This window comes from Frateuria flava, assembly GCF_017837635.1.
Taxonomy (GTDB): domain Bacteria; phylum Pseudomonadota; class Gammaproteobacteria; order Xanthomonadales; family Rhodanobacteraceae; genus Frateuria_A; species Frateuria_A flava.
This window is the reverse complement of sequence record NZ_JAGJRS010000003.1, coordinates 72,471-97,564: the sequence shown is the minus strand read 5'-3', so window position 1 is coordinate 97,564 and position 25,094 is coordinate 72,471. Positions and strand designations below refer to the sequence as shown.

Annotated in this window: 16 protein-coding genes; 6 read left to right on the top strand and 10 right to left on the bottom strand. The window is 67.6% G+C overall.

Annotated elements, in window-relative coordinates:
• Positions 1-30: 30 nt before the first annotated feature.
• On the bottom strand, positions 31-588 hold the full coding sequence (locus J7I44_RS01170; protein ID WP_209614658.1) for an NADPH-dependent FMN reductase: 558 nt from the start codon (positions 586-588) through the stop codon (positions 31-33).
• A 419-nt stretch (positions 589-1,007) separates the two neighbouring features.
• Here J7I44_RS01170 and J7I44_RS01165 point away from each other — a divergent pair, with 419 nt between their 5' ends.
• Positions 1,008-2,687 (top strand): GGDEF domain-containing protein, encoded by a 1,680-nt coding sequence (locus J7I44_RS01165; RefSeq protein WP_209614656.1) that lies wholly within the window; start codon positions 1,008-1,010, stop codon positions 2,685-2,687.
• A gap of 165 nt (positions 2,688-2,852) precedes the next feature.
• On the opposite strand, the gene J7I44_RS01160 is transcribed toward J7I44_RS01165, so the two are convergent.
• The 4 genes from J7I44_RS01160 to J7I44_RS01145 all read right to left on the bottom strand — a co-directional run bounded on the left by J7I44_RS01160 (position 2,853) and on the right by J7I44_RS01145 (position 7,674).
• Positions 2,853-5,120, bottom strand: coding sequence for a thiamine pyrophosphate-dependent enzyme (locus J7I44_RS01160; protein WP_209614654.1), 2,268 nt, complete (start codon positions 5,118-5,120; stop codon positions 2,853-2,855).
• Between the two features lie 92 nt (positions 5,121-5,212).
• Positions 5,213-5,797 (bottom strand): glutathione S-transferase family protein, encoded by a 585-nt coding sequence (locus J7I44_RS01155; RefSeq protein WP_245187845.1) that lies wholly within the window; start codon positions 5,795-5,797, stop codon positions 5,213-5,215.
• Positions 5,798-5,811: 14 nt separating this feature from the next.
• Positions 5,812-6,363, bottom strand: coding sequence for a GNAT family N-acetyltransferase (locus J7I44_RS01150; RefSeq protein WP_209614649.1), 552 nt, complete (start codon positions 6,361-6,363; stop codon positions 5,812-5,814).
• A 141-nt stretch (positions 6,364-6,504) separates the two neighbouring features.
• Positions 6,505-7,674, bottom strand: a complete 1,170-nt coding sequence (locus J7I44_RS01145; RefSeq protein WP_209614647.1) for an acyl-CoA dehydrogenase family protein — start codon at positions 7,672-7,674, stop codon at positions 6,505-6,507.
• Between the two features lie 111 nt (positions 7,675-7,785).
• Here J7I44_RS01145 and J7I44_RS01140 point away from each other — a divergent pair, with 111 nt between their 5' ends.
• Entirely contained in the window at positions 7,786-8,664 is an 879-nt protein-coding gene (locus J7I44_RS01140; RefSeq protein WP_209614645.1) for a DMT family transporter, read from the top strand.
• 21 nt (positions 8,665-8,685) lie between these two features.
• Here the strand turns inward: J7I44_RS01140 and J7I44_RS01135 are convergent, their stop codons facing one another.
• The 4 genes from J7I44_RS01135 to J7I44_RS01120 form a co-directional block, all read right to left on the bottom strand.
• Positions 8,686-9,384, bottom strand: a complete 699-nt coding sequence (locus tag J7I44_RS01135; protein WP_209614644.1) for a DUF1003 domain-containing protein — start codon at positions 9,382-9,384, stop codon at positions 8,686-8,688.
• A 57-nt stretch (positions 9,385-9,441) separates the two neighbouring features.
• A complete protein-coding gene (locus J7I44_RS01130; RefSeq protein ID WP_209614641.1) occupies positions 9,442-10,365 on the bottom strand; it encodes a 5'-nucleotidase in 924 nt (307 codons plus the stop codon).
• Between the two features lie 382 nt (positions 10,366-10,747).
• Complete coding sequence (locus J7I44_RS01125; RefSeq protein ID WP_209614639.1) at positions 10,748-11,509, bottom strand: NAD kinase; 762 nt, start codon at positions 11,507-11,509, stop codon at positions 10,748-10,750.
• Positions 11,510-11,665: 156 nt separating this feature from the next.
• A complete protein-coding gene (locus J7I44_RS01120) occupies positions 11,666-16,597 on the bottom strand; it encodes an NAD-glutamate dehydrogenase (RefSeq protein WP_209614637.1) in 4,932 nt (1,643 codons plus the stop codon).
• A gap of 444 nt (positions 16,598-17,041) precedes the next feature.
• On the opposite strand from J7I44_RS01120, the gene J7I44_RS01115 reads away from it, so the two are divergent.
• Both J7I44_RS01115 and J7I44_RS01110 read left to right on the top strand, forming a co-directional pair.
• Complete coding sequence (locus tag J7I44_RS01115; protein ID WP_209614635.1) at positions 17,042-18,259, top strand: efflux RND transporter periplasmic adaptor subunit; 1,218 nt, start codon at positions 17,042-17,044, stop codon at positions 18,257-18,259.
• A 12-nt stretch (positions 18,260-18,271) separates the two neighbouring features.
• Complete coding sequence (locus J7I44_RS01110) at positions 18,272-21,451, top strand: multidrug efflux RND transporter permease subunit (RefSeq protein ID WP_209614633.1); 3,180 nt, start codon at positions 18,272-18,274, stop codon at positions 21,449-21,451.
• Between the two features lie 213 nt (positions 21,452-21,664).
• Here the strand turns inward: J7I44_RS01110 and J7I44_RS01105 are convergent, their stop codons facing one another.
• Positions 21,665-22,825: an acyl-CoA dehydrogenase family protein gene (locus J7I44_RS01105; protein WP_209614631.1), complete on the bottom strand. Its 1,161-nt coding sequence runs from the start codon at positions 22,823-22,825 to the stop codon at positions 21,665-21,667.
• 176 nt (positions 22,826-23,001) lie between these two features.
• Here J7I44_RS01105 and J7I44_RS01100 point away from each other — a divergent pair, with 176 nt between their 5' ends.
• Both J7I44_RS01100 and J7I44_RS01095 read left to right on the top strand, forming a co-directional pair.
• Entirely contained in the window at positions 23,002-23,928 is a 927-nt protein-coding gene (locus J7I44_RS01100) for an ArsR/SmtB family transcription factor (RefSeq protein WP_209614629.1), read from the top strand.
• Positions 23,929-24,008: 80 nt separating this feature from the next.
• Positions 24,009-25,088 (top strand): homocysteine S-methyltransferase family protein, encoded by a 1,080-nt coding sequence (locus J7I44_RS01095; RefSeq protein WP_209614627.1) that lies wholly within the window; start codon positions 24,009-24,011, stop codon positions 25,086-25,088.
• Positions 25,089-25,094 lie beyond the last annotated feature (6 nt).

Genomic DNA, 25,094 nt, shown 5'->3' with positions numbered 1-25,094 from the left:
CGGTGGGCTGACGCCCACCCTGCGGGATGCTCAGCGTTGGAGGATGGCGTGCACCCACGCCACGTAGCGATCGACGAAGCCCTGCAGGAACTTGCGCGTGCTGTCGACGGTGATGTTGCCGTCCGCGTCGACCGGGCCATCGTCCTTGAACTGCACGAACACCTCCGGCTGTCCCAGCAAAGGGACGTCCAGGTAAGCCAGCACATTGCGCAGGTGTTGCTGCGCCAGCGCGCTGCCGGTCGAACCGATCGACGCGCCAATGACCGCGCCAGGTTTGCCGGCGAAGGCATTGGTGCCATAGGGACGCGAGGCGATGTCGATGGCGTTCTTCAGCACACCAGGCACGGAGCGGTTGTATTCCGGAGTGACGAACAGCAGCGCGTCCGCCGCCTGGATCTGCTGCTTCATCGCCGTCCACGGCACCGGGTAGTTGCCGTCGAGGTCCTGGTCGTACAGCGGCAGGTCACCGATGGCCACGTGTTCGAACGCCAGTTCGTCGGGCGCCAGTTTCTCCACCGCGTGCGCCAGACGGCGATTGAAGGAGTCCTTGCGCAGGCTGCCGACCAGGACGGCCACTTTGATACTCATGGGCGATCTCCGCGGGATGCGCCCTGCCGGGCGTCATCGTTTCGTGAAAGGCAAGCGGCGCGACTGCTCGTATGGGTCCATAGCTACCCCACAGGGTCAGACACGGCCGCGATTCGGCGAAGCATGACGCGCGCGCCGGCAAGGGCCTGTGAGCGCCGGGGATCATCCACACCTTGGCACGGAGCCTGCTAGATCAGCCTTTGGCTCGCCTGAAAAAAGGCGGGCGGAGGACCGGACGGTTCGCGTAGGATCGTCTTCAACAACGGTGCGACGGCCGGGAGGCCACCGCCGCGCCGGACCAAGGGGTGGGGGTCGCCGACTGCAGGAACGTGCAGCCGACGCCAAGCGGGGACAAGGGGATGCGAACGCTGTCCGCAGCAAGGATCTGGAACCGGTGCAGGCTCCCGTTGATCGGAAGCGTGCTCGGCTTGCTGTGGCTGTGGTTCGGCGTGGTGCACGCGGCCATGCTGCTGGATGGCGGCTGGCGCGAGGCGCATCCCGGCGACACCCCCGCCGCGGTACTGCAGCAGTTCCACAAGGGCCAACTGGCCGCGTTCGACCCGTCCCTGCTGCACAGCTTTCCTCGCGAGAACCTGGGCACCTGGGTGGTGCTTCGGCCGCAGCCACCCTGGGTGAACGAGGAGCGGGTGTTGACCATCTATCCGCCCGCGTTGGGGCGGATCACCGTCTATGACGAGAACGGCCCTATCAGCCGCCTGGCGCTGGACGACATCGGCGGCCCGCCGCTGGGGCACGGACGGCTGGCTTTCCGCTATCCGGCCAGCGTGCCGGCCTCCACCCTCATCCTGCTGAAGCTCGAACCGGTGGACGGACTCTCGCCGCCGCTGAGCTTCCACCTGGAATCGCTGACCGCCTTCTTGGGCCATGACGCGCACTGGCTTACGCTGTTCAGTGCCTGCTTCGCCGTGATGCTGACGATGGCGCTGATGGCGCTGTGCTTCGCGCTCATGCTGCGCGACAACACGTTCTTCTGGTACGCCGGCTACATCTTCTGTTACGCGCTGATCCAGAGCATCCAAACCGGTTTCCTGTTCCATCCGCTGGAAGCGACGTGGCTGGCGCCTTCGGCCAGTCTGCTCGAATCGGCATCGATCGCGCTGTCGGTGGCTTTCGCGGCGCTGTTCATGGCGCGCTTCTGCGAACTGCAGCGTTTCGCCCCTCTGCTGCGCGCGCCCGTGCTGGCGCTGGCCATCGGCATGCCGGTGCTGGTGCTGATGCGCAGCAGCTCGATCGGACTGCTGGTGGACGCCGCGCAGGCGCTGGTCGATCCGCTGCTGATCCTGGGCGCCTTGTTGATGCTGCTCTCCGCCATCGTGGCCGCCTCGCACGGGTCCCGCCATGCGTGGTTTTTCCTGGTCGGCTGGACACCGCTCCTGGCGCTCACCGCGCTGTCGACCGCCCAGCTGAGCGGCGCCCTGCCCAACATGAGCTGGACCAGCGACGCCAGCGTGGTCGCCGGCGCGTTCGAGGCGATCGTATTGTCGATCGGCCTGGGCGATCGAGCGCTGACCATGCGGCGCGACCGCGACATGGTGCGTGCGCTGGCCGACAATGATTCGCTCACCGGGGTGCTCAACCGCCGCGCCTGGAACGAGGCCGCCGAGGCGATGCTGGAGGGAAGCACCGGTCGGCCGGTCGCGCTGCTGTTCCTGGACCTGGACCGTTTCAAGCTGCTCAACGACCAGCAGGGCCATCGCGCCGGTGACCGCGCGCTGATCGAGGTGGCCGAGGCGCTGCGCGCCGAACTGCGCCCCTCGGACCTGCTCGGACGCTATGGTGGCGAGGAGTTCATCGCCATGCTCGACGGCGTAGTGGAAGAGCAGGCCATGCAGGTGGCCACCCGCCTGTGCCGACGGGTGCACCGGCTGGAAATCCCGGTCGACGCCGAGCTCCTGCTCAGCGTGAGCATTGGCGTGGCCATGCGTACGTTGTCCGATACGGTGGAAACGCTGATCGAACGGGCGGACCAGGCGATGTATCAGGCCAAGGTGAACGGCCGCAACCAGGCACGACTCTACGACCGGCCGCGGGCCATCACCGAGGGTTCGTGGCCGCGCGTTAGCGAAGTCGAAGAATAGGCAATGTTGCGGCTTGCGCCATTCAATACTCGGCAACCTCGCTTGGCGCGGGAAGAAATCCGGGGTCGGGCCCCTGCCTGGTGAGCCTTCCCCCGTTCACGGGGGAAGGTGCCCGAAGGGCGGATGGGGGAGGCCTTGCCTCGAACTCTCCCGCGCAGCGCTTCCTCAGCCGGCCAGCCGCCGCGCCGCCGCCACCACATCCGCCTCGCCCGGCAGCACCAGGAACGCCGCACCCGCCAGCGGGGTGAACGTATCGGCACCCACGACCCGCTCCAGCGGCGTGGCGCCCAGGCCGGCCTCGACGATGGCGCTGATCACGCCCTCGCCCACGCCGGCGCTCTTGCGGCCCTCGTCCAACACGATGATCCGTTTGGCCGTCTTTGCTTCCGAAGCGATGAAGGCATCATTGAGCGGCGCCAGCCAGCGCAGGTCGACCACGCGAACCTTCCACTTCAGTTCCGCCTCGACGGTGCGTGCCGCACGCAACGCCATCGGCACGCCGTTGCCGAAGGTGAACACCACCAGGTCGCTGGCATCCTCGCCATAGACCCTGCCCTCGCCCAGCGCCATCGCCTCGCCCGGCGCCGGATAGGCGAACTGCCACGCACCGTCGCCGGCGTCGTAGAGGTCCTTGGTCATGTACAGCGCGATCGGTTCGAGGAACGCGCACACGCGTCCGTCCACCTTGGCCAGCGCGGTCAGCGTGCGCAGCATGGTCGCCGCATCGTCGCCACGGCTGGGGCATCCGACCACGAGGCCCGGGATGTCGCGCAACGCGGCGATCGAGTTGTCGTTGTGGAAGTGCCCGCCGAAGCCGCGCTGGTAGCCGAGCGACGCCACACGCATGACCAGCGGGTTGCGGTACTGGTCGTTGGAAAAGAACTGCAGGCTGGCCGCCTCGCCGCGGATCTGGTCGGCGGCGTTATGGAAGTAGGCCAGATACTGGATCTCCGGGATCGGCAACATGCCCATGTTTGCGTAGCCCTGGGCCAGGCCGAGGATCACGGTCTCGTCCAGCAGCGTGTTGAACACGCGGGTGTTCTTGAACGCCTTGTGCAAGCCCTTGGTGACCGTATAGACACCGCCCTTCTGCGCCACGTCCTCGCCGAACAGCAGCGATTCGGGGTACTTGGCCATGGTGTCGTGCAGCGCCTGCCCGATCTGGATGGCAAGGTGGCGCGGCGGCTGGTTCTCGGGCAGCTTTTCTACACTGCCGAAGGCCTTCAGGCGAGCGTCCGCATAATCGGTGCGCTCGGCCTCGGCCTTGACCTTGGCCGGTGTGTAAGGCGCCAGCGGCGCCATGACGTCGTCGAGCCGCTCCAGCTTCGGGCGGCGGTCGGCCTCCTCGGCGGCAGCGAAGCAGCGCTTGCGGGTCGCCTCGTACAAGGCCAGCAGTTCGTCTTTCGAATACAGCCCCGACTCCATCCCGATCGCCGCCGAGCGCAGCAGCGGATCGGTCGCCTCCACCGCGCATAGCTCCTCGATGCTGCGCCACTCGATCTCGAAGTCGGTGCCGGCGTGGCCCATCACGCGGGTGGTCTTCAGATGCAGGAAGGTCGGCCGGCGCGTGCTGCGGCAGTGGTCGACCGCGCGTTGCACCTGGGCATAGCCCTCGGCCAGGTCCAGCCCGTCGGCGTAGAAGTAGTCCAGGTTGGAGCGCGAACGGTAGTTGGCCGCCACCCAGTCGGTCGGCGTCTTCACCGAGATGCCGATGCCGTTGTCCTCGCACACGAACAGGACCGGCGCCGGCAGCTTCTGGTAGGCGGTCCAGCCCGCGGCGTTGAAGGCGGTCTGTGCGGTGGCGTGGTTGGACGAGGCATCGCCGAATGAACAGATCGCGATGGAATCGTCCGGCACCGGCAGCGTGTGGCCGATGCGACGCGCATGGTCGATGGCGATCGCGGTGCCGAGCGCCTTGGGCAGGTGCGAGGCGATCGTCGAAGTCTGCGGCAGCACCCAGAGCGGCTTGCTGCCCCACACCTTGTGGCGGCCGCCGGAGGCCGGGTCGTCCTTGCTGGCGGCGAACGACAGCGCCGAATCCATCACCGGGTCCATGCCCGGCAGCTTGCGGAAGCGCTCGGCCATGAAACCGCCGGAGCGGTAATGCAGGAACGCCGGATCGGTGTGGCGGGTCAGCCGCGCCACCATCGCGTTGCCCTCGTGTCCCGACGAGCCGATCGTGTAGAACACCTTGTTCTGCACGCGAAGCACGCGCGCCATCAGGTCGAGATGGCGGCTGATCAGCTGCGATTCGAACAGTTCGCGGAAGCCCTTCGCATCAAGCGCGCTCCCCGGCAGCACCGGCTGGTCGTCGTGGGGCGCCCTGCGCACTTCGCCCTCCCACAACGTCACGAACTCGGTGAAGTTTTGATCGACGATCTCGGCGCGGTTGAAGCCCTTGTGGCGGGCGGTGATCGGGAATGGCAGGGACATGGTGGTGTTCGTCTGGAAATGGAGGGCATTGTAGGAGCGCCCTTGGCCGCGACCGAAACATCCGTCGCGCCCAAGGGCGCTCCTGCAGGGGTTCAGGGCTGCATGGGAGAGTGCCCCGGCTGCGCCCGCACGCGGGTCAGCCAGGCCTGGATGTTCGGAAAGGAGCGCAGATCGAAACCGCCGTCGCCGGCGCAATGGGTGTAGGCATACAGTGCGATGTCCGCTATGCCGTAGCGTTCGCCCACGAACCACTCGCGTCCGGCCAGGTGCTGTTCCATCACCGCCAGCACTGCCTTGCCGCGTTCGATCAGCGCCGGCACCTCGGCCTGCCGCGGATGCTCCGGCGGCAGCCAGCCGCGGATGAAGCGCGCCACCGCGATGCACGGCTCGTGGCTGTATTGTTCGAAGAACAGCCACTGCAGCGTCTGCGCGCGCAGCCAGGCGTCCTGCGGCCAGAACGCCGTGCCTTCGGCGAGGTAGCAGAGGATCGCGTCGGACTCGGCCAGCCGGCGCCCGTCTTCCAGCGCCAGCAACGGCACCTTGCCGTTGGGGTTCAGGGCGAGGAATTCGGGAGTGCGGGTGGCGCCTCCTGCGCTGTCGACATCGACCCAGCGGTATTGGCGACCGAGCTGGTCCAGCAGCAACTGCAGCTTGTAGCAGTTGCCCGAGGCGCGCATGCCGTAGACGGTGATCACGCCCGCGCCCTTTGGCGCGCGCGCCACTGCTCGCGGGTCTGGCCCCAGATTTCGGTGGGTGAGTCTTCGTAGGGGGCCGGCAGCTTGCCGGGGCCGCGGCAGGTGGAGCCGAGCCGCTGCGCGAGCGCCTGCGAAGGTTTGTTGTCCGGGTGGATCGAGTGGATGACCTCGTCCCATCCCAGGTGGTCGAACGTCCAGTCGATCGCGGCAGTGGCGCCTTCCACCGCATAGCCCTTGCCCCAGGCGGCACGGGCCAGTCCCCAGCCGACTTCGGTGCCGGGCCAGCCTTCCGGATACCAGGGACCGAGGCGCCCGACCCACTGGCCGGTGGCTTTCTCGATCACCGAGAACATGGAAAAACCCTGGATCATCCAGGCGCCCGCGGAGGACAGGAAGCCACGCCACGCCAGCGCGCGTGGCTGCTGCCCGCCGATGAAGCGGGCGGCCTCCAGGTCAGCCATGTTGGCCGCGTAGGCATCGAAGTCCTCGATGCGCGGTGGGCGCAGGATCAGCCGATCGGTTTCGATGCGGATATCCGGAACGTGCAAGGCCTGGCTCCTGGTAGCCCTTCTCCCGTCGGGAGAAGGGTTGGGGAGAGGGTTCGGGCGTGCCGCAGATGGTGTCCTTGCGCTTCGGCCGAACCCTCATCCGTCGCTGCGCGCCACCTTCTCCCGGCGGGAGAAGGAACGTCAGAACGCGTTGATGCCGGTCAGCTCGCGCCCGACCACCAGCTGATGCACCGTCTCAGTACCCTCGTACGTGATCACGGACTCGAGGTTCAAGGCATGGCGGATCGCCGAATGCTCGGTGGTGATGCCGGCGCCGCCGAGGATGTCGCGGCACTCGCGGGCGATGTCGATGGCCATGCGGCAGTTGTTCCACTTGGCCAGCGAGACCTGGGTCGGCTGCATGGTGCCGGCGTCCTTCAGGCGACCGAGCTGCAGCGAGAGCAGCTGCGCGGTGGTGATGCGGCGAGCCATGTCGGCCATCTTCAACTGCACGGCCTGGTTGGAGGCCAGCGGCCGGCCGAAAAGAATCCGCTCGGCGGTGTAGTCGAGCACTTCCTTCAGGCATGCCTGCGCGGCGCCGATCGGGCCCCAGGTGATGCCGTAGCGGGCCTGCGTCAGGCAGCCCAGCGGACCCTTGAGGCCCTTCACGTTGGGCAGGCGGTTGGCTTCGGGCACGCGCACGTTGTCGAAGAACAGCGCGCTGGTGACCGAGGCACGCAGGCTCATCTTCTTGTGCACTTCCTGCGCCGTGAAACCCTTGGTGTCGGTCGGCACGATGAAGCCCTGGATGCCGTCCTCGGTCTGCGCCCAGACGATCGCGATATGCGCCAGGTTGCCGTTGGTGATCCACATCTTGGCGCCGTTGATGACCCAGTCGCCGCCGTCCTTCTTGGCGTTGGTCTTCATGTTGGCCGGATCGGAGCCGCCGTGCGGCTCGGTCAGGCCGAAGCAGCCGATGATCTCGCCCGCCGCCATCTTCGGCAGGTAGTGCGTCTTCTGCTCCTCGGTGCCGTAAGCGTAGATCGGGTACATGCACAGCGAGCTCTGCACCGAGGCGAAACTGCGCAGGCCCGAATCGCCGCGCTCGAGTTCCTGGCAGATCAGTCCGTAGCTCACGCCGTTCATACCGGCGCAACCGTACTTTTCCGGAATGGTCGCGCCGAGCAGGCCGAGGTTGGCGATTTCGGGAATCAGTTCCTTCGGAAAGCGGCCCTGGTCGAAGCAGTCGCCGATGATCGGCAGCACCTTCTCATCGACGAAGCGGCCGACGGTGTCCTGCACCATGCGCTCCTCGTCGGACAGCAGCGAGCGGACGTCGTACAGGTCGAGCGGGTCGAGACGGGCGGCCATGCGAGGGTTCCGTTGGAGGGACAAGCCCGGCATTCTACCGCCGCGATGGGGGCAGGTCATGCCGGGGCGCCCGCCCACCTGCCGCCCTGCCCCACCCAACCCGGACACCGCATGTTCAAGGGCGTATTACTCGGCTTTGCCTGCTACGCGGCCTATGCGATCAGCGATGCCTTCGTCAAATCGCTGCACGGCACGCTGCCGGCGTTCGAGGCGGTGTTCTTCGGCGCAGTGCTGGGGCTGGTGGCCATTCCTTTCATCCGCAAACCGGGCGACCGCTGGCACGAGGTGTTCGTGGCCAACCGCCCCTCGCTGTGGTGGATTCGGGCAGTCACCGGCGCGATCTGCAACGTTTCGGCGGTGGTGGCGTTCACCCATCTGCCGATGGCCGAGACCTTCGCGCTGATCTTCCTGATGCCGATCTTCGTGACGCTGTTGTCGGTGGTGTTTCTCAAGGAGCACGTGGGCTGGCGGCGGTGGTCGGCCGTGTTCGCCGGTTTCGCGGGGGTGCTGGTCGTACTTCGGCCGGGCTTCCGCCAACTTGGCGTGGGCCACTTCGCGGCGATCGCCTGTGGCATGGCGGGAGCGGTTTCGGTCGTCGCATTGCGCATGGCCGGTGCGCACGAGAAGCGCATTAGCCTGTACGGCGCCGGCGTGGTCGGCCCGCTGGTGGCTGGCGGCCTGCTGATGTTGCCGACCTTCATCTGGCCCACCCTGCACCAGGGTTGGCTGCTGGCTGGCTACGGGCTGCTTGCCGGCCTGGCAGGCGTGCTGCTGATGCTCGCCACCCAGCTCGCTCCCGCCAACCGCGTGGCGCCCACGCAGTACAGCCAGATGCTCTGGGCGATCGGTTTCGGCTACTGGCTGTTCGGCGACACGCTGGACTGGCCGATGCTGGCCGGCATCGTGCTGATTCTCGGCGCGGGCTTGTTCACGCTGGTGCGCGAGGAGCAGGTCACCGGCTGGTGGCGGCGGATGAAGCTGGTGTCCTAAAGGCCACCGCTGCCCGCGCCGCTAGCGGTGCCGGCCCAGGTCAGAGAGCAGTTCCACCTGCAGCTCCTGGATGCGCACCAGCCGTTCCCACTGGTGCGACAGCAGGTGGTCGACCTTCTCGTGCAGGTGGCGGATCTCCAGCTCGGCCTTGAGGTTGATCTTGTAGTCGTGCTGCGAGCGCAGGCGGTCCTTCGCCTCCTGCCGGTTCTGGCTCATCATGATCACCGGCGCCTGCACCGCCGCGAGGCACGAAAGCAGCAGGTTGAGGAAGATGTAGGGATATGGATCCGGCGGGCGGCGCCAGAGCACGAACGAATTGACCCCGATCCAGCCGAGCAGGAACAGTGCGAAGCAGCCCAGGAAGGTCCAGCTGCCGCCGAAGGTGGCGATGCGGTCGGCCAGTCGCTCGCCGAAGCTCCACTGGCGATCGAATTCGCGCTCGATGTCGGTGGAGACCAGCTCGTGCTCGCGCAGGCTGCGCAGCACATCCATTTCGAGCGAGCTCAGCTCACCCTTCTCCGACTCCAGCAGGTCATGCACGTAGGCGGTGCGGGCCTTGGCCAGGTCGGCATGGCACACGGCGCGGTCCGGCGTCCACCCGGGCGCTGCCCTGGAAAGCTCCTCGGCAACCTCCGGCCGGACCAGTTCGCCGGGCACCAGGTCGCGCGCAGGAAGGGTGCGACCGCAAACGGCACAGGTACCCATCGTGTGCTTGCCCACCGCCGTATCCTCCGGATGCCCGGCGCGAGCCTAGCACCGGTGCCACCCGGCGGGAGGCTAGCGGTTGCTGACTCCGTGCGGCACGTGGCCGGTGGCGACATGCTTGCGGGCCGACTCCACGTTCGCCGGCGAGTCGTCGAAGAAAATGTCGGCGCCGAAGGCATCCAGGAACGGCCCCTTGTCGCGGCCGCCCAGGAACAGCGCCTCGTCGATGCGCACGCCCCAGCGGCGCAGGGTCAGGATCACGCGCTTGTGCGCGGGTGCCGAACGGGCGGTGACCAGGGCAGTGCGGATCGGCGAGTCCTCCGCCGGGAAAGCCGTCTGCAGCCGGTGCAGCGCGGTGAGGAAGCCGCGGAACGGGCCGACCGAGAGCGGCTCGCCCGCCTGCTCGGTTTCGCGGCGATGGAACGCCTCCAGCCCTTCCTCGCGCGAGACACGCTCGCCCTCGTCGCCGAAGATCACCGCGTCGCCGTCGAAGGCGATCCGCAGTTGCTCGCTGGCGCGCGGCGGCGCCGTGCTCGGCAGGATGGTTGCGGCGGCCACGCCGGCGGCCAGCGCGCGGCCGACATCCTCGGCGTTGGCCGAGAGGAACAGGTCGGCCTTGAACGGGGCGATGTAGTCGGAGGTGGGCGCGCCGCTGGTGAAGGCCGCGCGGCTGATCTCCAGACCGTAGTGCTGGATCGCGTTGAAGATGCGCAGGCCGGTGTCGCCGGAATTGCGCGAAAGCAGGATCACCTCCACCGGCGGCTTGTCGCCCGCCAGCCGGTTGAGCCCGAGCAGTTTCTGGACTAGCGGAAAGGCGACGCCGGGCTTGAGCAACTGGTCTTCGTGCTCGATCTGGAAGCGGCGATAGGCGTCCAGGCCATCGCGCTCGAACAGCGCGTGGCTGTCGCCCAGGTCGAACAGCGCGCGCGAGGAGATGGCGACGACCAGGCGGTTGTCGGTACTGGCGCTGGGGTCGTGGACGTCGGGGGCGGTCATGGGGTCAATCTAGCAAAGGCGGCTGGGTGGGTGTGCGGCAAGGCCTCCCCCATCCGCCTTCGGCACCTTCCCCCGCAGGCGGGGGAAGCCTCGCATCGAGAGATCAGGCGCGTCGCTGCAAGGGGAGCCCGCATCGTGAGAGCCGGCCCGTCGCTGCAAGGGGAGACCGCGTCGTGAGAGCCGGCCCGTCGCTGCAAGCGGCGCTCGCATCGTGAGCCGGCAGGTTCCTCACCGCCAGCAGCGAAGGCGCCTGCATCGTGAGCTGCCGCACGTCGCCGTCCACGGGTGGGAACGGCGGATCGTGAGAGCTGCCAGACCCCTCCCCCGCCTGCGGGGGAAGGTGCCCGGAGGGCGGATGGGGGAAGCCTTGCGGGGAGCCGCCCTACTCCGCCGCAAACTGCTCGTCCAGAATCCGCTGCTCCAGGTTGTGCTCCGGATCGAACAGCAGCTTCACCCCGCACTCCTCCGCCTGGCAGATCTTCACCGTGCGCACGTTGCGCACCTCCAGGAAGTCGGCCGTTGCGCTGACCGGGCGCTTGCCTGGCTCGAGCACGCGCAGGGACACCAGTGTCCGGTGCGGCAGGATGGCGCCGCGCCAGCGGCGCGGGCGGAACGGGCTGATCGGGGTCAGCGCCAGCACGTTCGCGTCCAGCGGCAGGATCGGGCCGTGGGCCGAGAGGTTATAGGCAGTGGAACCCGCCGGCGTGGCCACCATGATGCCGTCGCAGACCAGCGCGGGAAGCTTGACCTCGTCGTTGAGCTTGACCTCCAGGTGCGCCGCCTGGTTGGTCTGGCGCAGCAGCGACACCTCGTTGAAGGCCAGCGCGAACTGCTCGTTGCCGTCGGCGTCGGTGGTGCGCATCTGCAGCGGATACAGCAATGCGGCGTGAGCCCTTTCGATGCGTGCGGGCAGGTCGTCGAGCTGGTGCTTGTTCATCAGGAAGCCGACGCGGCCGAGCTTCATGCCGTAGACCGGCAGGTCGAGCGCGCGGTGCGCATGCAGGGTGCGAAGCATGAAACCGTCGCCGCCCAGCGCGACGATCACCTCGGCCTCCAGCGGCGGCAGGTCGCCGTAGCGCTCGGCCAGCTTGCGGCGGGCCTGTTGGGCGACGGCGGTATCGCTGGCAACGAAGGCGAAGCGCATGGGCGTCCGGCGTGGCGAGGGAGCTTCGAGCTTAGCGCAGCGGCGGGCGAATGTAGGAGCGCCCCGGACGCGACTGCCATCGCCCCGAACGCGGGGCATAGCGGTCGCGCCCAAGGGCGCTCCTGCAGGGGAGGCCCGGCGTACCGGGCGCTTGCATCAGCCCACCGGCACCTGCGCCAGTTGCGCCAGGCGGCGGACGGCGACCGAGGCGATCGGGTAGTCCGCGTTCTGGGTCAGGATCTCGGCGAGCATGCTGCGGGTGTAGTTGAGCGTGGCGTCGTCGCGCTGCAGCCATGCCTGCACCGGCGAGACGTCCTTGCGGTCGCCGGCCAGCGCCAGCACCTGCTGGGCCAGTGCGCGATGCTGGTGGTTGAGCTCATCCAGCAGCGAGCCGCGCGCCTGCGCATGCCAGTGGCCTTCCACCGGCAACGCCTCGATCTGGCCGCGCAGCCATTCCAGGTCCAGCGTCTCGCCCAGTTCGTAGAACACGCGGGCGACGGTGGTGATCGGCTGCCCGCTCTGCTGGGCGACCTCGCACATGTCCAGCACCGCGCGCAGCACCGGCATGCGGGCCAGCCGGACGGCCAGCGCCTTCGGCACGCCGAGGCCTTCCCACTTCTCGCAACTGAGCTCGAAGTCGGCCTTGCCGGTCTCGGTCAGCACATCGGGCAGGCCCTGGCGCAGCGCGGTGACGCCGGCCTGGTAGCGTTCGACGTTGGCGGCGATGTCCAGGCTGGCGCCCGGACGGTTGAGCAGCCAGCGGGTCATGTGCCGCAGCTGCGACCAGATCTGCATGATCGCGTCGATCTGGGTGTCCTCCGCGACCTTGCCATCGAGCGCCTCGATCTCCGCCCACAGCTCGCGCGCATCGAGGATCTCGCGCGCGGCGGTGTATGCCTTGGCGATGGAGGCCGGACCCTGCCCGGTGTCCTCCTGCATGCGCATCATGAAGGTGGCGCCCATGCGGTTGATCGTCGAGTTGGTCACCGCGGTGGCGATGATCTCGCGCTTCAGGCGATGGCGCTGCATGTTGGCCGCGTACTTCTCGTGCAGCGGCTCGGGGAAGTAGCGCACCAGTTCCTTGGACAGGTACGGGTCTTCCGGCACGTCCGACTCGAGCAGCTGCTGGAACAGCTTGATCTTGTCGTAGGACAGCAGCACGGAGAGCTCCGGCCGGGTCATGCCCTGGTGGCGTGCCTTGCGCTCGGACAGTTCCGCGTCGGAAGGCAGGTTTTCGACCTGGCGGTCGAGCAGGCCCTGGGCTTCGAGCTCGCGGATGAAGTGCGCCATCGAGCCCAGCCGCTTGACCGACTGGTGCTCCATCAGCGTGATCGCCTGGTTCTGGCGGTAGTTGTCCCATAGCACCAGTTGCGCGACCTCGTCGGTCATCGCGGCCAGCTGCTTGTTGCGGCCTTCCTCGGTCAGCTCGCCGCGACGCACCGCGTCGTTGAGCAGGATCTTGATGTTCACCTCGTGATCGGAGGTGTCCACGCCGGCGGAGTTGTCGATGAAGTCGGTGTTGAGCAGCACGCCGTGCTGGGCGGCCTCGATGCGGCCCTTCTGGGTGAAGCCCAGGTTGCCGCCCTCGCCCACCACCTTGCAGCGAAGCTCGCCGCCGTTGATGCGAAGTGCGTTGTTGGCGCGATCGCCCACGTCGGCGTTGGTTTCCTGCGAGGACTTCACGTAGGTGCCGATGCCGCCGTTCCACAACAGGTCGACCGGCGCCTTGAGGATCGCGCTCATCAGCTCGTTCGGGTTGAGCTGGGTGACGTCGTCCTTCAGGCCGAGCGCGGCACGCACCTGCGGCGAGACCGGGATCGACTTGGCGCTGCGCGGATAGACGCCGCCACCCTCGGAGATCAGCGACTTGTCGTAGTCCTCCCAGCTCGAGCGCGGGATCTTGAACATGCGCTGGCGCTCGGCGAACGACTTCGCCGCATCGGGGTTCGGGTCGAGGAAGATGTGGCGATGGTCGAACGCGGCCAGCAGGCGGATGTGCTCGGACAGCAGCATGCCGTTGCCGAACACGTCGCCGGACATGTCGCCGATGCCCACGCAGGTGAAGTCCTGGCTCTGCGAGTCACGGCCGAGCGCACGGAAGTGGCGCTTGACCGACTCCCACGCACCCTTGGCGGTGATGCCCATGCCCTTGTGGTCGTAGCCGTTCGAGCCGCCGGAAGCGAACGCGTCGCCCAGCCAGAAGTTGTGCTCGATCGAGATGGCGTTGGCGATGTCGGAGAACGTCGCGGTGCCCTTGTCGGCCGCGACCACCAGGTACGGATCGTCCTGGTCGTGGCGCACCACGTCGTGCGGCGGCACGACCTTGCCCTCGACCAGGTTGTCGGTGATGTCGAGCAGGCCGTTGATGAACATCTTGTAGCAGGCGATGCCCTCGGCGATCTGTGCATCGCGGTCGCCGCCGACAGGCGGACGCTTGACGAAGAAACCGCCCTTGGAGCCGACCGGCACGATCACGGTGTTCTTGACCATCTGCGCCTTGACCAGGCCCAGCACCTCGGTGCGGAAGTCCTCGCGACGGTCCGACCAGCGCAGGCCGCCGCGGGCGACCGCGCCGAAGCGCAGGTGGATGCCCTCCACGCGCGCGGCCGAGACGAATATCTCGCGGTAGGGGACCGGCTTGGGCAGCTCGGGCACCTTGTGCGAATCGAACTTGAAGCTGATGTACGGACGGTAGGCGCCGTCCCACTGCTGGAAGAAGCTGGTGCGCAGCGTGGCGCGGATCACGCCCAGGAAGCTGCGCAGGATGCGGTCGTCATCGAGGCTGGAGACGTTCTCCAGCAGCGTGGCGATGGCCTCTTCCAGGATCGCCACCTGCTCGTTGCGCGGGCGCGAGAGCATGCCGACGAGGTTGTCGACCAGCGCCGGCTGCGCGCCCTGCACGTTGCCCGGGATCAGCACGCGCATTTCGGCGTCGAGCAGCTCGCCGGCGGTCTTCAGTTCGTCGGCCGAGAGGCTTTCGCGGCGCGGGTCGAACTTGGCGTTGAACAGCTCCACCAGCAGGCCGGCGATGGCCGGATAGCGGTTGAGCGCGTCCTCCATGTAGGCCTGCGAGAAGGACACGCCGGCCTGCAGCAGGTACTTGCAGTAGCCGCGCAGCATGGCGACCTGGCGCCAGTTGAGCTTGGCGCCCAGCACCAGCCGGTTGAAGCCGTCGTTCTCGGCGTGGCCGCGCCAGATCTGCTCGAAGGCGTCCTCGAACAGCGAGCCGACCTGCTCCACGGTGAACGTCAGGTGGCCGACCGGCTGCACCTCGAAGTCCTGGATGAACAGCGGCGTGCCGCCGGTGCGCACGTCGTAGACGTGCTCGGTGAGCACGCGCAGGCCCAGGTTCTCCAGCTGCGGCAGCACCTCGGAAAGCGCGATGTCGCTGCCGGAGCGGTAGACCTTGAAGCGCAGTTCGTCCGGCCGCTGCGGCGGGTGGTAGAAGGACATGCGCACGGCATCGTCGCCCTCGAGCTGCGAGAGCTCGTAGACGTCCTCGGCCGCGACCTCCGGGCTCACCTCGTCGACGTAACCGACCGGCAGCGACTTCACGTAGCGGTTGGCCAGCACCACGCCCTCGTGGTCGCCACGGGCCTGCACCAGCGCGTCGCGCACGTCGTCGTGCCAGTTGCGCACGATGGCGGCGACGGCCTGCTCCAGCGCGGCGGCGTCATAGCTGGCGCGATCGCCGATCTTCGGGCGCACCACCACGTGCAGGCGGGCCAGCGCAGCCTCGCCCATCAGTACCGCCGAGTCGACGTGCTCGCCGTGCAGCGCGTCGCGCAGCAGGTTCTCGATGCGCTCGCGCACGGTGGTGTTGAAGCGCTCACGCGGCACGTAGACCAGGCAGGTGTAGAAGCGGCCGTAGCGGTCACGGCGCACGAACAGGCGCGTGCGGGCACGCTGACGCAGGTCCAGGATGCCGCAGGAGATGCCGAACAGCTCGTCCTCGCTGCTCTGGAACAGCTCGTCGCGCGGCAGCGTTTCCAGGATATGGCGCAGCGACTTGCCGGAATAGGAATCGCGCTTGAGGCCCGAGCGGCACATCACCGTCTCGACCTTCTGGCGGATCAGCGGCACGTCCTGCGGGCGGGCCATGTAGGCATTGGAGGAGAACAGGCCCAGGAAGCGCTGCTCGGCGACCGGCTTGCCGTTGGCGTCGAACTTGAGCACGCCCACGTAATCCATGTAGCCCGGACGATGCACGTGCGAGCGGGCGTTGGTCTTGGTCAGGATCACCGCGTCGGTCGAACCCGATTGCGGCAGCGCCGAAGCCGCCAGGCTTCGCAGCGAACGCGGCGCGACCGAACGCTCGCTGCCGCGCAGGATGCCCAGGCCGGAATCATTGATGGCACGGAGCACTTCCTCGCCGTCGGCCTCGGTCACTTCGTATTCGCGATAGCCCAGGAAGGTGAAGTTGTCGTCGGCCAGCCAACGCAGGAACGCCGAGGCCTCGCCCACGGCGCTTTCGCCCACCGGCAGCTTGCGCTGCGGCAGCTCGGCGGCGATCGCCAGCGCCTTGTCGCGCATGGTCGACCAGTCGACCACGGCCACGCGCACGTCCTCCAGCGCGGCTTCCACGCGCGCCTTGAGCGCGGCCTGCGCCGCTTCGTCGGCGACGCGATCGACCTCGAAGTGCATCACCGATTCCGGCTTGCCACCCTCGCCGCCCAGCTGCTTCAGCCGGCCCTCGGCGTCGCGCGTGGCGCTGACCACCGGGTGGATCACGGCATGGATCTGCAGGTCGTCGGAGGCGACCATGCTCACCGTGTCGACCAGGAACGGCATGTCGTCGGTGACGACCTCGATCACGCTGCGGCCAGCATGGCCGCGCTCGGGATTGAACACGCGCACCTTGGCGCGGCCCGGTTCACGCTGCTGGACGAAATCCAGCAGTCCGCCGATCAGCCCGGCCCACTCGGCCGGGGTATGCAGGTCCACGTCGCTATGCGCCATCCGCGCGAAGAAGGCGCCGATAAAAAATTGCGCCTCATCAAGGCGCCCGGTCGCAAAGCCGCTTTTCTTCAGTTCCTCGAAGACAGCCGGGGGAACCGTGCTGTCGCTGGTCGCGCGAATGGCATTCATGGCATCTGCTTGTCAGTGGAAACGGATGGTGCCCACGCTGGGGAGGCGTAAAGCCCCAAAAGGATACGCCTCGCGTCAGGGCGATTCCACCGATGAGGCCACTGCCGGCGGGCTTTCAGGCACATGCATGCAGCGACAATTCAAGATGGGTGTGCACGCCCGTCCATCGCACACTTCACCGTGCGCCCGCGCACGAATGGGGCGTCCGCCCAAACGATGCGCGTGCCGCGGCTTTGTCCACATTCCCGTGCCATAAGCAAGTCTTGGCCGCGGCGGCCCACCATATGTAAACTGGCCGGTATAGTTGCGCTTTCCTGCCGGCGGTTGCCCCATCGCCGGCCCGTCGTGTCACGACCACTGGCACTGGTCGGTCACGTCGGCGCCCGTATGCTCGCCGGCTTCCCCGCCGCGTCCCAGATCACGCCTCATAAGAATGGAGTTCCCATGAAGTCCACGACAACGCGCACCCTGGCCCTGTGCCTCGGCATGCTTGCCCTAGCCGCCTGCGGCGGCAAGGAGCAGCCGCAGGAACAGCAGCAGATGCCGCCGCCGCAGGTGGGCGTGATCACCCTCAAGGCGCAGACCGTGCCGCTGACCAAGGACCTGGTCGGCCGCCTGTCGCCGTTCCGCCGCGCCGACGTGCGCGCCCGCGTGCCCGGCGTACTGCTCAAGCGCACCTACGAGGAAGGCACCGACGTCGAAAAGGGGCAGTTGCTGTTCCAGATCGACCCGGCGCCGCTGAAAGCGACGCTGGGCGCGGCGCAGGCCAGCCTGGCGCAGGCGCAGGCGAGCTACACCAATGCCAAGGTCAACGCCGACCGTGCGCGCGAACTGGCGCCCAAGGGCTACGTCTCCAAGGCCGACCTGGACAGCGCACTGGCCACCGAGCGCAGCGCCAAGGCCGCCGTGCAGCAGGCGCGCGCCTCGGTGCAGTCGGCACAGATCAACCTCGGCTACGCCGACGTGCGTTCGCCGATCGACGGCCGCGCCGGCCAGCAGCAGGTCACCGAAGGCGCACTGGTCGGCCAGGGCGAGGCTACGTTGCTGACCACCGTCGAGCAGATCGATCCGCTGTACGTGAACTTCAACATGAGCGTGTCCGAGCTCGAGCAGCTGCGCCAGGCGCAGGGCCAAGGCAACGTCTCGCTGGCGGTCGCCGGCAAGAGCGACCAGAACGCCAGCGTGCGCGTGACCCTGCCTGACGGCAGCACCTATGCTCAGCCGGGCACGGTCGACTTCTCCGCGACCTCGGTCGATCCGGCCACTGGCGCGGTGTCGCTGCGCGCGCGCATCCCCAATCCCGAGCACACCCTGCTGCCGGGCATGTACGTCACCATCGAGGCCTCGCTCGGTCAGCGCCATAACGTGTTCGTGGTGCCGCAGGCGGCGGTGCTGCGCGATACCGTGGGGGCCTATGTCTACGTGGTCGGGCCCGACGGCAAGGTCGCCCGCCGTGACATCTCCACCGCCTCCATGCAGGGTGGCAACTGGGTCGTTACCAGTGGCCTGAAGGCCGGCGAAAAGGTGATCGTCTCGGGCGTGCAGAACGTCAAGGAAGGCGCTCCGGCCAACCCGTCCCCGTGGCAGCCGCCGGCCCCGGCCGGCCAGGCTCCGGTTGCCGCCAAGGCGCCGGCCGCCGCCGCAACCGCGCGCGGCAAGTAACGGAGCGCCCTCATGCCGAGTTTCTTCATCGACCGCCCGATCTTCGCCTGGGTGGTGGCCATCCTGATCTCGCTGGGCGGCGTGCTGGCCATCCTCAACCTGGGCGTGGAGTCCTACCCCAACATCGCGCCCCCCTCGGTGACGGTGAGCGCCTCGTATCCGGGCGCCAGCGCCGAGACCACCGAGAAAGCGGTCACCCAGGTGATCGAGCAGCAGCTGACCGGCATCGATCACCTGCTGTACTTCAGCTCCTCTTCCAGCGCCAGCGGCCGCGCCAACATCACGCTGACCTTCGAGAGCGGCACCGACCCGGACATCGCCCAGGTGCAGGTGCAGAACAAGGTCTCGCTGGCCACGCCACGCCTGCCTTCGGAGGTGACCCAGCAGGGCGTGGTGGTGGCCAAGGCCAACTCGGGCTTCCTGATGGTGGTGGCGCTCAAGTCGGACAATCCGAACATCGACCGCGACCGGCTGAGCGACATCGTCGGTACGCAGGTGCTCGACCAGATCGCCCGCGTGCCGGGCGTGGGCAGCACCAACCAGTTCGGCTCCGAATACGCCATGCGCATCTGGCTCAACCCGGACCAGCTGCACGGCTATGACCTCTCCGCCACCCAGGTGTTGAACGCGATCCGCGCGCAGAACGTACAGTTCGCCGCCGGCTCGATCGGCGCGGACCCGGCGTTGCCTGGCCAGGGCTTCACCGCGACCGTCTCCACCGAGGGCCGCTTCACCAGCCCCGAGCAGTTCGCCGGCATCATTCTGCGCGCCAACCCCGACGGCACCACCGTCAAGCTCGGCGACGTGGCGCGGATCAGCTTCGGCCCCGGCAGCTACGGATTCAACACCACGGTGGACGGCAAGCCGATCGGCGCCTTCGCGATCCAGCTGCTGCCCGGCGCCAACGCGCTCAACGTGGCTACCGCCGTGCGCGGCAAGATGGACGAGCTGGCGCCCAGCTTCCCGCCCGGCGTGACCTGGTTCAGTCCGTACGACAGCACCACCTTCGTGAAGATCTCCATCGACGAGGTGGTGCACACGCTGATCGAGGCGATCGTCCTGGTCTTCCTGGTGATGCTGCTGTTCCTGCAGAACATCCGCGCCACCATCATTCCCACGCTGGTCATCCCGGTGGCGCTGCTGGGTACGTTCCTGGGCATGCTGGTGCTGGGCTTCACCATCAACCAGCTGACCCTGTTCGGCATGGTGCTGGCCATCGGCATCGTGGTCGACGACGCGATCGTGGTGATCGAGAACGTCGAGCGCATCATGACCGAGGAAAACCTGTCGCCGAAGGACGCCACGCGCAAGGCGATGGGCCAGATCACCGGCGCGGTGGTGGCCATCACGGTGGTGCTGACGGCGGTGTTCGTGCCCTCGGCCCTGCAACCGGGCGCCACCGGCATCATCTATCGCCAGTTCGCACTGACCATTGCCGTGTCGATGGCGTTCTCGGCGTTCCTCGCGCTGTCGTTCACGCCGGCGCTGTGCGCGAGCTTCCTCAAGCCCGAGCACCACAAGAAGAAGAACGTCGTCTTCCGCAAGTTCAACCAGTTCTTCGACTGGACCACGCGCACCTACACCGGCCACGTCGGCAGTGCCGTGCGGCACGCGCCGCGCTGGATGTTCGTGTTCGTGCTGGTCGCGGTGCTGGCGGGCTTCCTCTACACCCGCCTGCCCGGCAGCTTCCTGCCGGAGGAAGACCAGGGCTACGCGATGTCGGTGATCCAGCTGCCGCCGGGTGCCACCAAGCAGCGCACCGAGGAGGTGATGGGCGAGATGCTGAAGATCCTGAAAAAGGATCCGGCGGTCGACACCGTGCTGCAGGTCGCCGGCTTCAGCTTCATCGGCTCGGGCGAAAACGCCGGCATGGCCTTCATCAAGCTCAAGGACTGGTCCGAGCGCGACGTGACCGCGGCGGAGTTCATCCAGCGGGCCAACGGGGCGCTGTTCCAGATCCACGATGCGCGCATCTTCGTGGTGAACATCCCTACAGTGCAGGGCCTGGGCCAGTTCGGCGGCTTCGACATGTACCTGCAGGACCGCGCCGGCTTCGGTCGCGACGCGCTGACCCAAGCGCGCAACACGCTCCTGGGCAAGGCCAGCCAGGATCCGGTGCTGACCGGCGTGCGTCCCAACGCGCTGGAGGATGCACCGCAGCTGCATCTGGACGTCGACCGTGTGCAGGCGCAGTCGATGGGCCTGTCGGTGGGTGACATCTACAACGCCGTCGGCCTGATGCTGGCACCGGTGTACGTCAACGACTTCACCTACGGCGGGCGCGTCAAGCGCGTGATCATGCAGGCCGACGCGCCCTACCGCATGAGTCCGGATGCGCTGCAGCACTTCTTCACCCCCAGCAGCACACAGACCACCGCCGCGGGCACGCCGGAGATGATCCCGCTGTCCAACGTGGTGCATGCCGACTGGCAGATGGGCTCGCCCTCGCTCAACCGCTACAACGGTTACGCGGCGGTGGAGATCGTCGGCTCGCCCACGCCGGGGCACGCCTCGGGCGAGGCCATGGCGGAGATGGAGAAGATCGTCACCAACGACCTGCCGCAGGGCTACGGCTTCGACTGGACCGGCCAGTCCTACCAGGAAATCCTTTCCGGCAACGCCGCCACGCTGCTGATGGTGCTGTCGATCGTGATCGTGTTCCTGGCGCTGGCCGCGCTCTACGAGAGCTGGTCCATTCCGGTCTCGGTGCTGCTGGTGCTGCCGCTGGGCCTGCTCGGCGCGGTGGTGTTCACGCTGCTGCGCGGGCTGCCCAACGACATCTACTTCAAGATCGGCCTGATCACGGTGATCGGCCTGGCGGCGAAGAACGCGATCCTGATCGTGGAGTTCGCGGTGGAGCAGCAGGCGCTCGGCCGTACGCTGCGCGAAGGCGTGGTAGAAGCCTCGCGCCTGCGTCTGCGCCCGATCCTGATGACCTCGCTGGCGTTCATCCTGGGCGTGTTTCCGCTGTTCATCTCCTCCGGCGCCGGCGCCAACGCGCGTCACGCGATCGGTACGGGCGTGATCGGCGGCATGCTGTTCGCCACGTTCCTTGGCGTGTTGCTGATTCCGGTGTTCTACGTGGTCGTGCGTCGCCTCCTGGGCGACAAGCTCGACGGCAACGGTCCCGCGCAGCCGGGCATCGGTCACGGCCCGCACACGTTCGACTCCGATCCGCGCCGCGGGCACTAGCCACGCTCCTGCACCCTCTCCCTTCGGGGAGAGGATTGCGGTGAGGGGCGGGGCTAGCCTCGGACTGCAAAAAAAACCGGGCAATGCCCGGTTTTTTTTGCTTGAAAGAATGGCTTGTCGGCCGGTCGGGCTATTTTCCAAGAAGGCTCGCCTGGAACGTCCCGCGAGCCTCCCCCCCCATCCCTCTCCCGAAGGGGAGAGGGCGCCTGGAGCTCAGCGCAGGCCGGTCTCGTTGCGCGCGATCACGATACGCTGGATCTCGCTGGTGCCCTCGTAGATCTCGGTGATCTTGGCATCGCGGAAATAACGCTCCAGCGGCATCTCCTTCGAATAGCCCATGCCACCGTGGATCTGCACCGCCTGGTGGCTGATCCACATCGCCGCCTCCGATGCGGTGAGCTTGGCGATGGCCGCCTCGGTGCCAAAACGGCCACCGTTCTTCTCCGCCTCGCCCTTGGCCCACGCCGCGCGCAGCGTCAGCAGCGTGGCCGCGTCCAGCTTGCACTTCATGTCGGCGATCTTGGCCTGGGTCATCTGGAAGGTGCCGATCGGCGTACCGAACGCCTTGCGGTCGCGCGACCACTGCAGCGTGGCCTCATAGGCGGCGCGCGCAATACCCACGGCCTGCGAGGCGATGCCGATGCGGCCGGCATCCAGCACGCCCATGGCGATGGCAAAACCCTTGCCTTCCTGGCCCAGCAGGTTTTCCTTCGGGCACACGTAATCGTTGAACTCGATCTCGCAAGTGGCCGAAGCGCGGATGCCGAGCTTGGGCTCGGTCTTGCCGGCGAGGAAACCTGCACGCTTGGTGTCGATGATGAACGCCGACACGCCCTTGGCGCCGATGCCCGGCGTGGTGATCGCGAACAGCACGATGTAGCGCGCCACCGGGCCCGAAGTGATCCAGCTCTTCTTGCCGTTGATCACCCACTCGCCATCGGCGTTCTTCACCGCGCGGGTGTGCATGTTGGAAGCGTCGGAGCCGGACTGCGGCTCGGTCAGCGCGTAGGCGCCAATGGCCTCGCCCGAAGCGATGGCGCGCACATAGGTCTGCTTCTGCTCCTCGGTACCGTGCTTGAGGATGCCGTTGCAGAACAGCGAGTTGTTGACCGACATGATGGTCGAGGTGGCCGCGTCGGCCGCGGCGATCTCGATCATCGCCAGCACGTAGGCGATCGGGTCCATGCCGGCACCGCCGTACTCGGTCGGCACCTCGATGCCCATCAGGCCAAGCTGGCCCATCTCCTGGATGTTCTCCAGCGGGAACTGGCCCTTGGCGTCCAGCTCGGCCGCCACCGGCGCGATACGCTTTTGCGCGAAATCACGGGCGATCGACTGGATCGAGAGCTGGTCTTCGGTGAAACGGAAATCCATGGGCGGCTCCAAGACTTGGCGAAGCCCGCTAGTTTAACCGAACCGGCAGGTGGCCCCGTAGGGTGGCACCACGCGTACGCGTCGACCTTGCAGGAGCCGGAAACCGGTCCCGCCCTTGACGTTCCCATCCCGGCCACCTAGCCTATCCATCTTCGCATCGCGATAAAAGGATGGAAATGGATCTGGCGACTGCCTCCGGCGTCCTGCGCCTGCTGGCCGATCCCACCCGCGTGCGCCTGCTGGCTTTGCTGGAGCGCGAGGAACTGACCGTGGCCGAGCTGGCGCAGGTACTGCACCTGGCCCAGCCGCGCGTGTCCACGCACCTGGCCAAGCTGAAGGAGGCCGAGCTGGTGCGCGATCGGCGTGCCGGCGTGTCGGCCTACTACCGCGCGAACAACGAGGGCGGCTCGCACCAGCACGCGCTACTGCATTCGCTACGCGAAAGCATCGACGATGCCTTGCTGCGAGAGGACGCCGCACGCCTGCCGTCGGTACTGGCCAACCGCGCCCGCGCGGAGGGTTGGGCCGATACCGTCGCCGGCGACATGGAACGCCATTACTCGCCCGGCCGCACGTGGGAAACCCTCGCCCGCTCGCTGCTGCAACTGCTGGAAACCGGCGACGTGCTGGACATCGCCTCGGGCGACGGCATCACCGCGGAGCTGCTGGCGCCGCACGCCCGTTCGATCGTCTGCGTGGATTCGAGCGAGCGCGTGGTCGCGGCCGCCGCGCAGCGCCTGAAGGCGTTCCCGAACGTGGAAGTGCGCGAAGGCGACATGCACGCACTGGATCTGGGCAAGCGGCGTTTCGACCTGGTGTTGATGCTGCACGCGTTGACCTATGCCGAGCGCCCGGCCCGGGCCGTGGCCGAAGCTGCGCGCCTCTTGCGCACTGGCGGCCGGCTGCTCGCCGTGACGCTGGGCAAGCACGCCCATCGCACCGCGGTCGAGCCATTCGATCACCGCAATCTCGGTTTCACGCGGGAGGAGTTGTCGCGCTTCGCCACCGACGCCGGCCTGACCGTGTCCAGTTGCGTGCGCCTGAGCCGCGAGCGCAAGGCGCCGCACTTCGAAGTCATCAGCCTGCTGGCCCGCAAACCGTAAACCGATCCTTCCCCCGCGCTCGGGGAAGGCGCCGAAGGGGATGGTGGCACTCGCCTCACACCCGCACCATCGAGAAAAACATGACCGCCCTGCCCTGGCTCCATCCCGACCGCGTCGCCCAGCTCGAACAGGCCTTGCGCGAGCGCATCCTGATCCTCGATGGCGCCATGGGCACCATGTTGCAGGGTCATGCACTGGACGAGTCGGGCTTCCGCGGCGAGCGCTTCGCGCACGGTCACGACAGCCAGCATGACCATGACCACCCGGGCGGCTGCGACCTGAAAGGCAACAACGACCTGCTCTCGCTCACCCGCCCGGAGCTGATCCGCGGCGTGCACGAGGCCTACCTCGAGGCCGGCGCCGACCTGGTCGAGACCAATACCTTCAACTCCACCCGCATCAGCCAGGCCGATTACCACCTCGAGCACCTGGCCTACGAGTTGAACCTGGAGGGCGCCCGGCTGGCCCGGGCGGCCTGCGATGCGTATACCGCAAGAACACCAGGCAAGCCCCGCTTCGCCATCGGCGTGCTCGGGCCAACCAGCCGCACCGCTTCGCTGTCGCCCGACGTCAACGACCCGGGCTTCCGCAATGTCACTTTCGAGGAGCTGGCAACCAACTACCGCGAGTCGGCTGCCGGCCTGATCGATGGTGGCGCCGACGTAGTCATGGTGGAGACCATCTTCGACACGCTCAACGCCAAGGCGGCACTGTTCGCGCTGTCCGAGCTGTTCCGCGAGCGCGGTGCGCGCGTGCCGGTGATGATCTCCGGCACGATCACCGACCGCTCCGGACGCACGCTCTCCGGCCAGACTGCCGAGGCGTTCTACTACTCCATCGCCCACGCCCGCCCGCTGGCGGTTGGCCTCAACTGCGCGCTCGGTGCCGCCGACCTGCGCCCGCACGTGCAGACCCTGGCCGACATTGCCGACTGCTATGTCAGCACGCACCCCAACGCCGGCCTGCCCAACGCCTTCGCCGAATACGACGAGACGCCCGAACAGATGGCCAGCGTGGTCGCCGGTTTCGCCCGCGACGGCCTGCTCAATCTGGTAGGCGGTTGCTGCGGCACGACGCCGGCGCACATCGCGGCGATCGCCGCAGCGGTGCGCGGCTGTGCGCCGCGCAGGCTGCCAGGCGTCTCACAGGAGGCGGCGTGAGTACTT

Excerpts from the sequence above, each read along its gene's own strand:
- J7I44_RS01130 (WP_209614641.1), bottom strand. The coding sequence starts at position 10,365 with ATGACCGCCCCCGACGTCCACGACCCCAGCGCCAGTACCGACAACCGC.
- J7I44_RS01155 (WP_245187845.1), bottom strand. The coding sequence starts at position 5,797 with ATGCGCGCCTCGGGCAACTGCTACAAGCTGCAGTTGCTGCTGGACCAG.
- J7I44_RS01095 (WP_209614627.1), top strand. The coding sequence starts at position 24,009 with ATGACCGCCCTGCCCTGGCTCCATCCCGACCGCGTCGCCCAGCTCGAA.
- J7I44_RS01110 (WP_209614633.1), top strand. The coding sequence starts at position 18,272 with ATGCCGAGTTTCTTCATCGACCGCCCGATCTTCGCCTGGGTGGTGGCC.
- J7I44_RS01125 (WP_209614639.1), bottom strand. The coding sequence starts at position 11,509 with ATGCGCTTCGCCTTCGTTGCCAGCGATACCGCCGTCGCCCAACAGGCC.
- J7I44_RS01100 (WP_209614629.1), top strand. The coding sequence starts at position 23,002 with ATGGATCTGGCGACTGCCTCCGGCGTCCTGCGCCTGCTGGCCGATCCC.
- J7I44_RS01145 (WP_209614647.1), bottom strand. The coding sequence starts at position 7,674 with ATGGCCGCCCGTCTCGACCCGCTCGACCTGTACGACGTCCGCTCGCTG.
- J7I44_RS01140 (WP_209614645.1), top strand. The coding sequence starts at position 7,786 with ATGTTCAAGGGCGTATTACTCGGCTTTGCCTGCTACGCGGCCTATGCG.
- J7I44_RS01120 (WP_209614637.1), bottom strand. The coding sequence starts at position 16,597 with ATGAATGCCATTCGCGCGACCAGCGACAGCACGGTTCCCCCGGCTGTC.
- J7I44_RS01115 (WP_209614635.1), top strand. The coding sequence starts at position 17,042 with ATGAAGTCCACGACAACGCGCACCCTGGCCCTGTGCCTCGGCATGCTT.
- J7I44_RS01170 (WP_209614658.1), bottom strand. The coding sequence starts at position 588 with ATGAGTATCAAAGTGGCCGTCCTGGTCGGCAGCCTGCGCAAGGACTCC.
- J7I44_RS01160 (WP_209614654.1), bottom strand. The coding sequence starts at position 5,120 with ATGTCCCTGCCATTCCCGATCACCGCCCGCCACAAGGGCTTCAACCGC.
- J7I44_RS01105 (WP_209614631.1), bottom strand. The coding sequence starts at position 22,825 with ATGGATTTCCGTTTCACCGAAGACCAGCTCTCGATCCAGTCGATCGCC.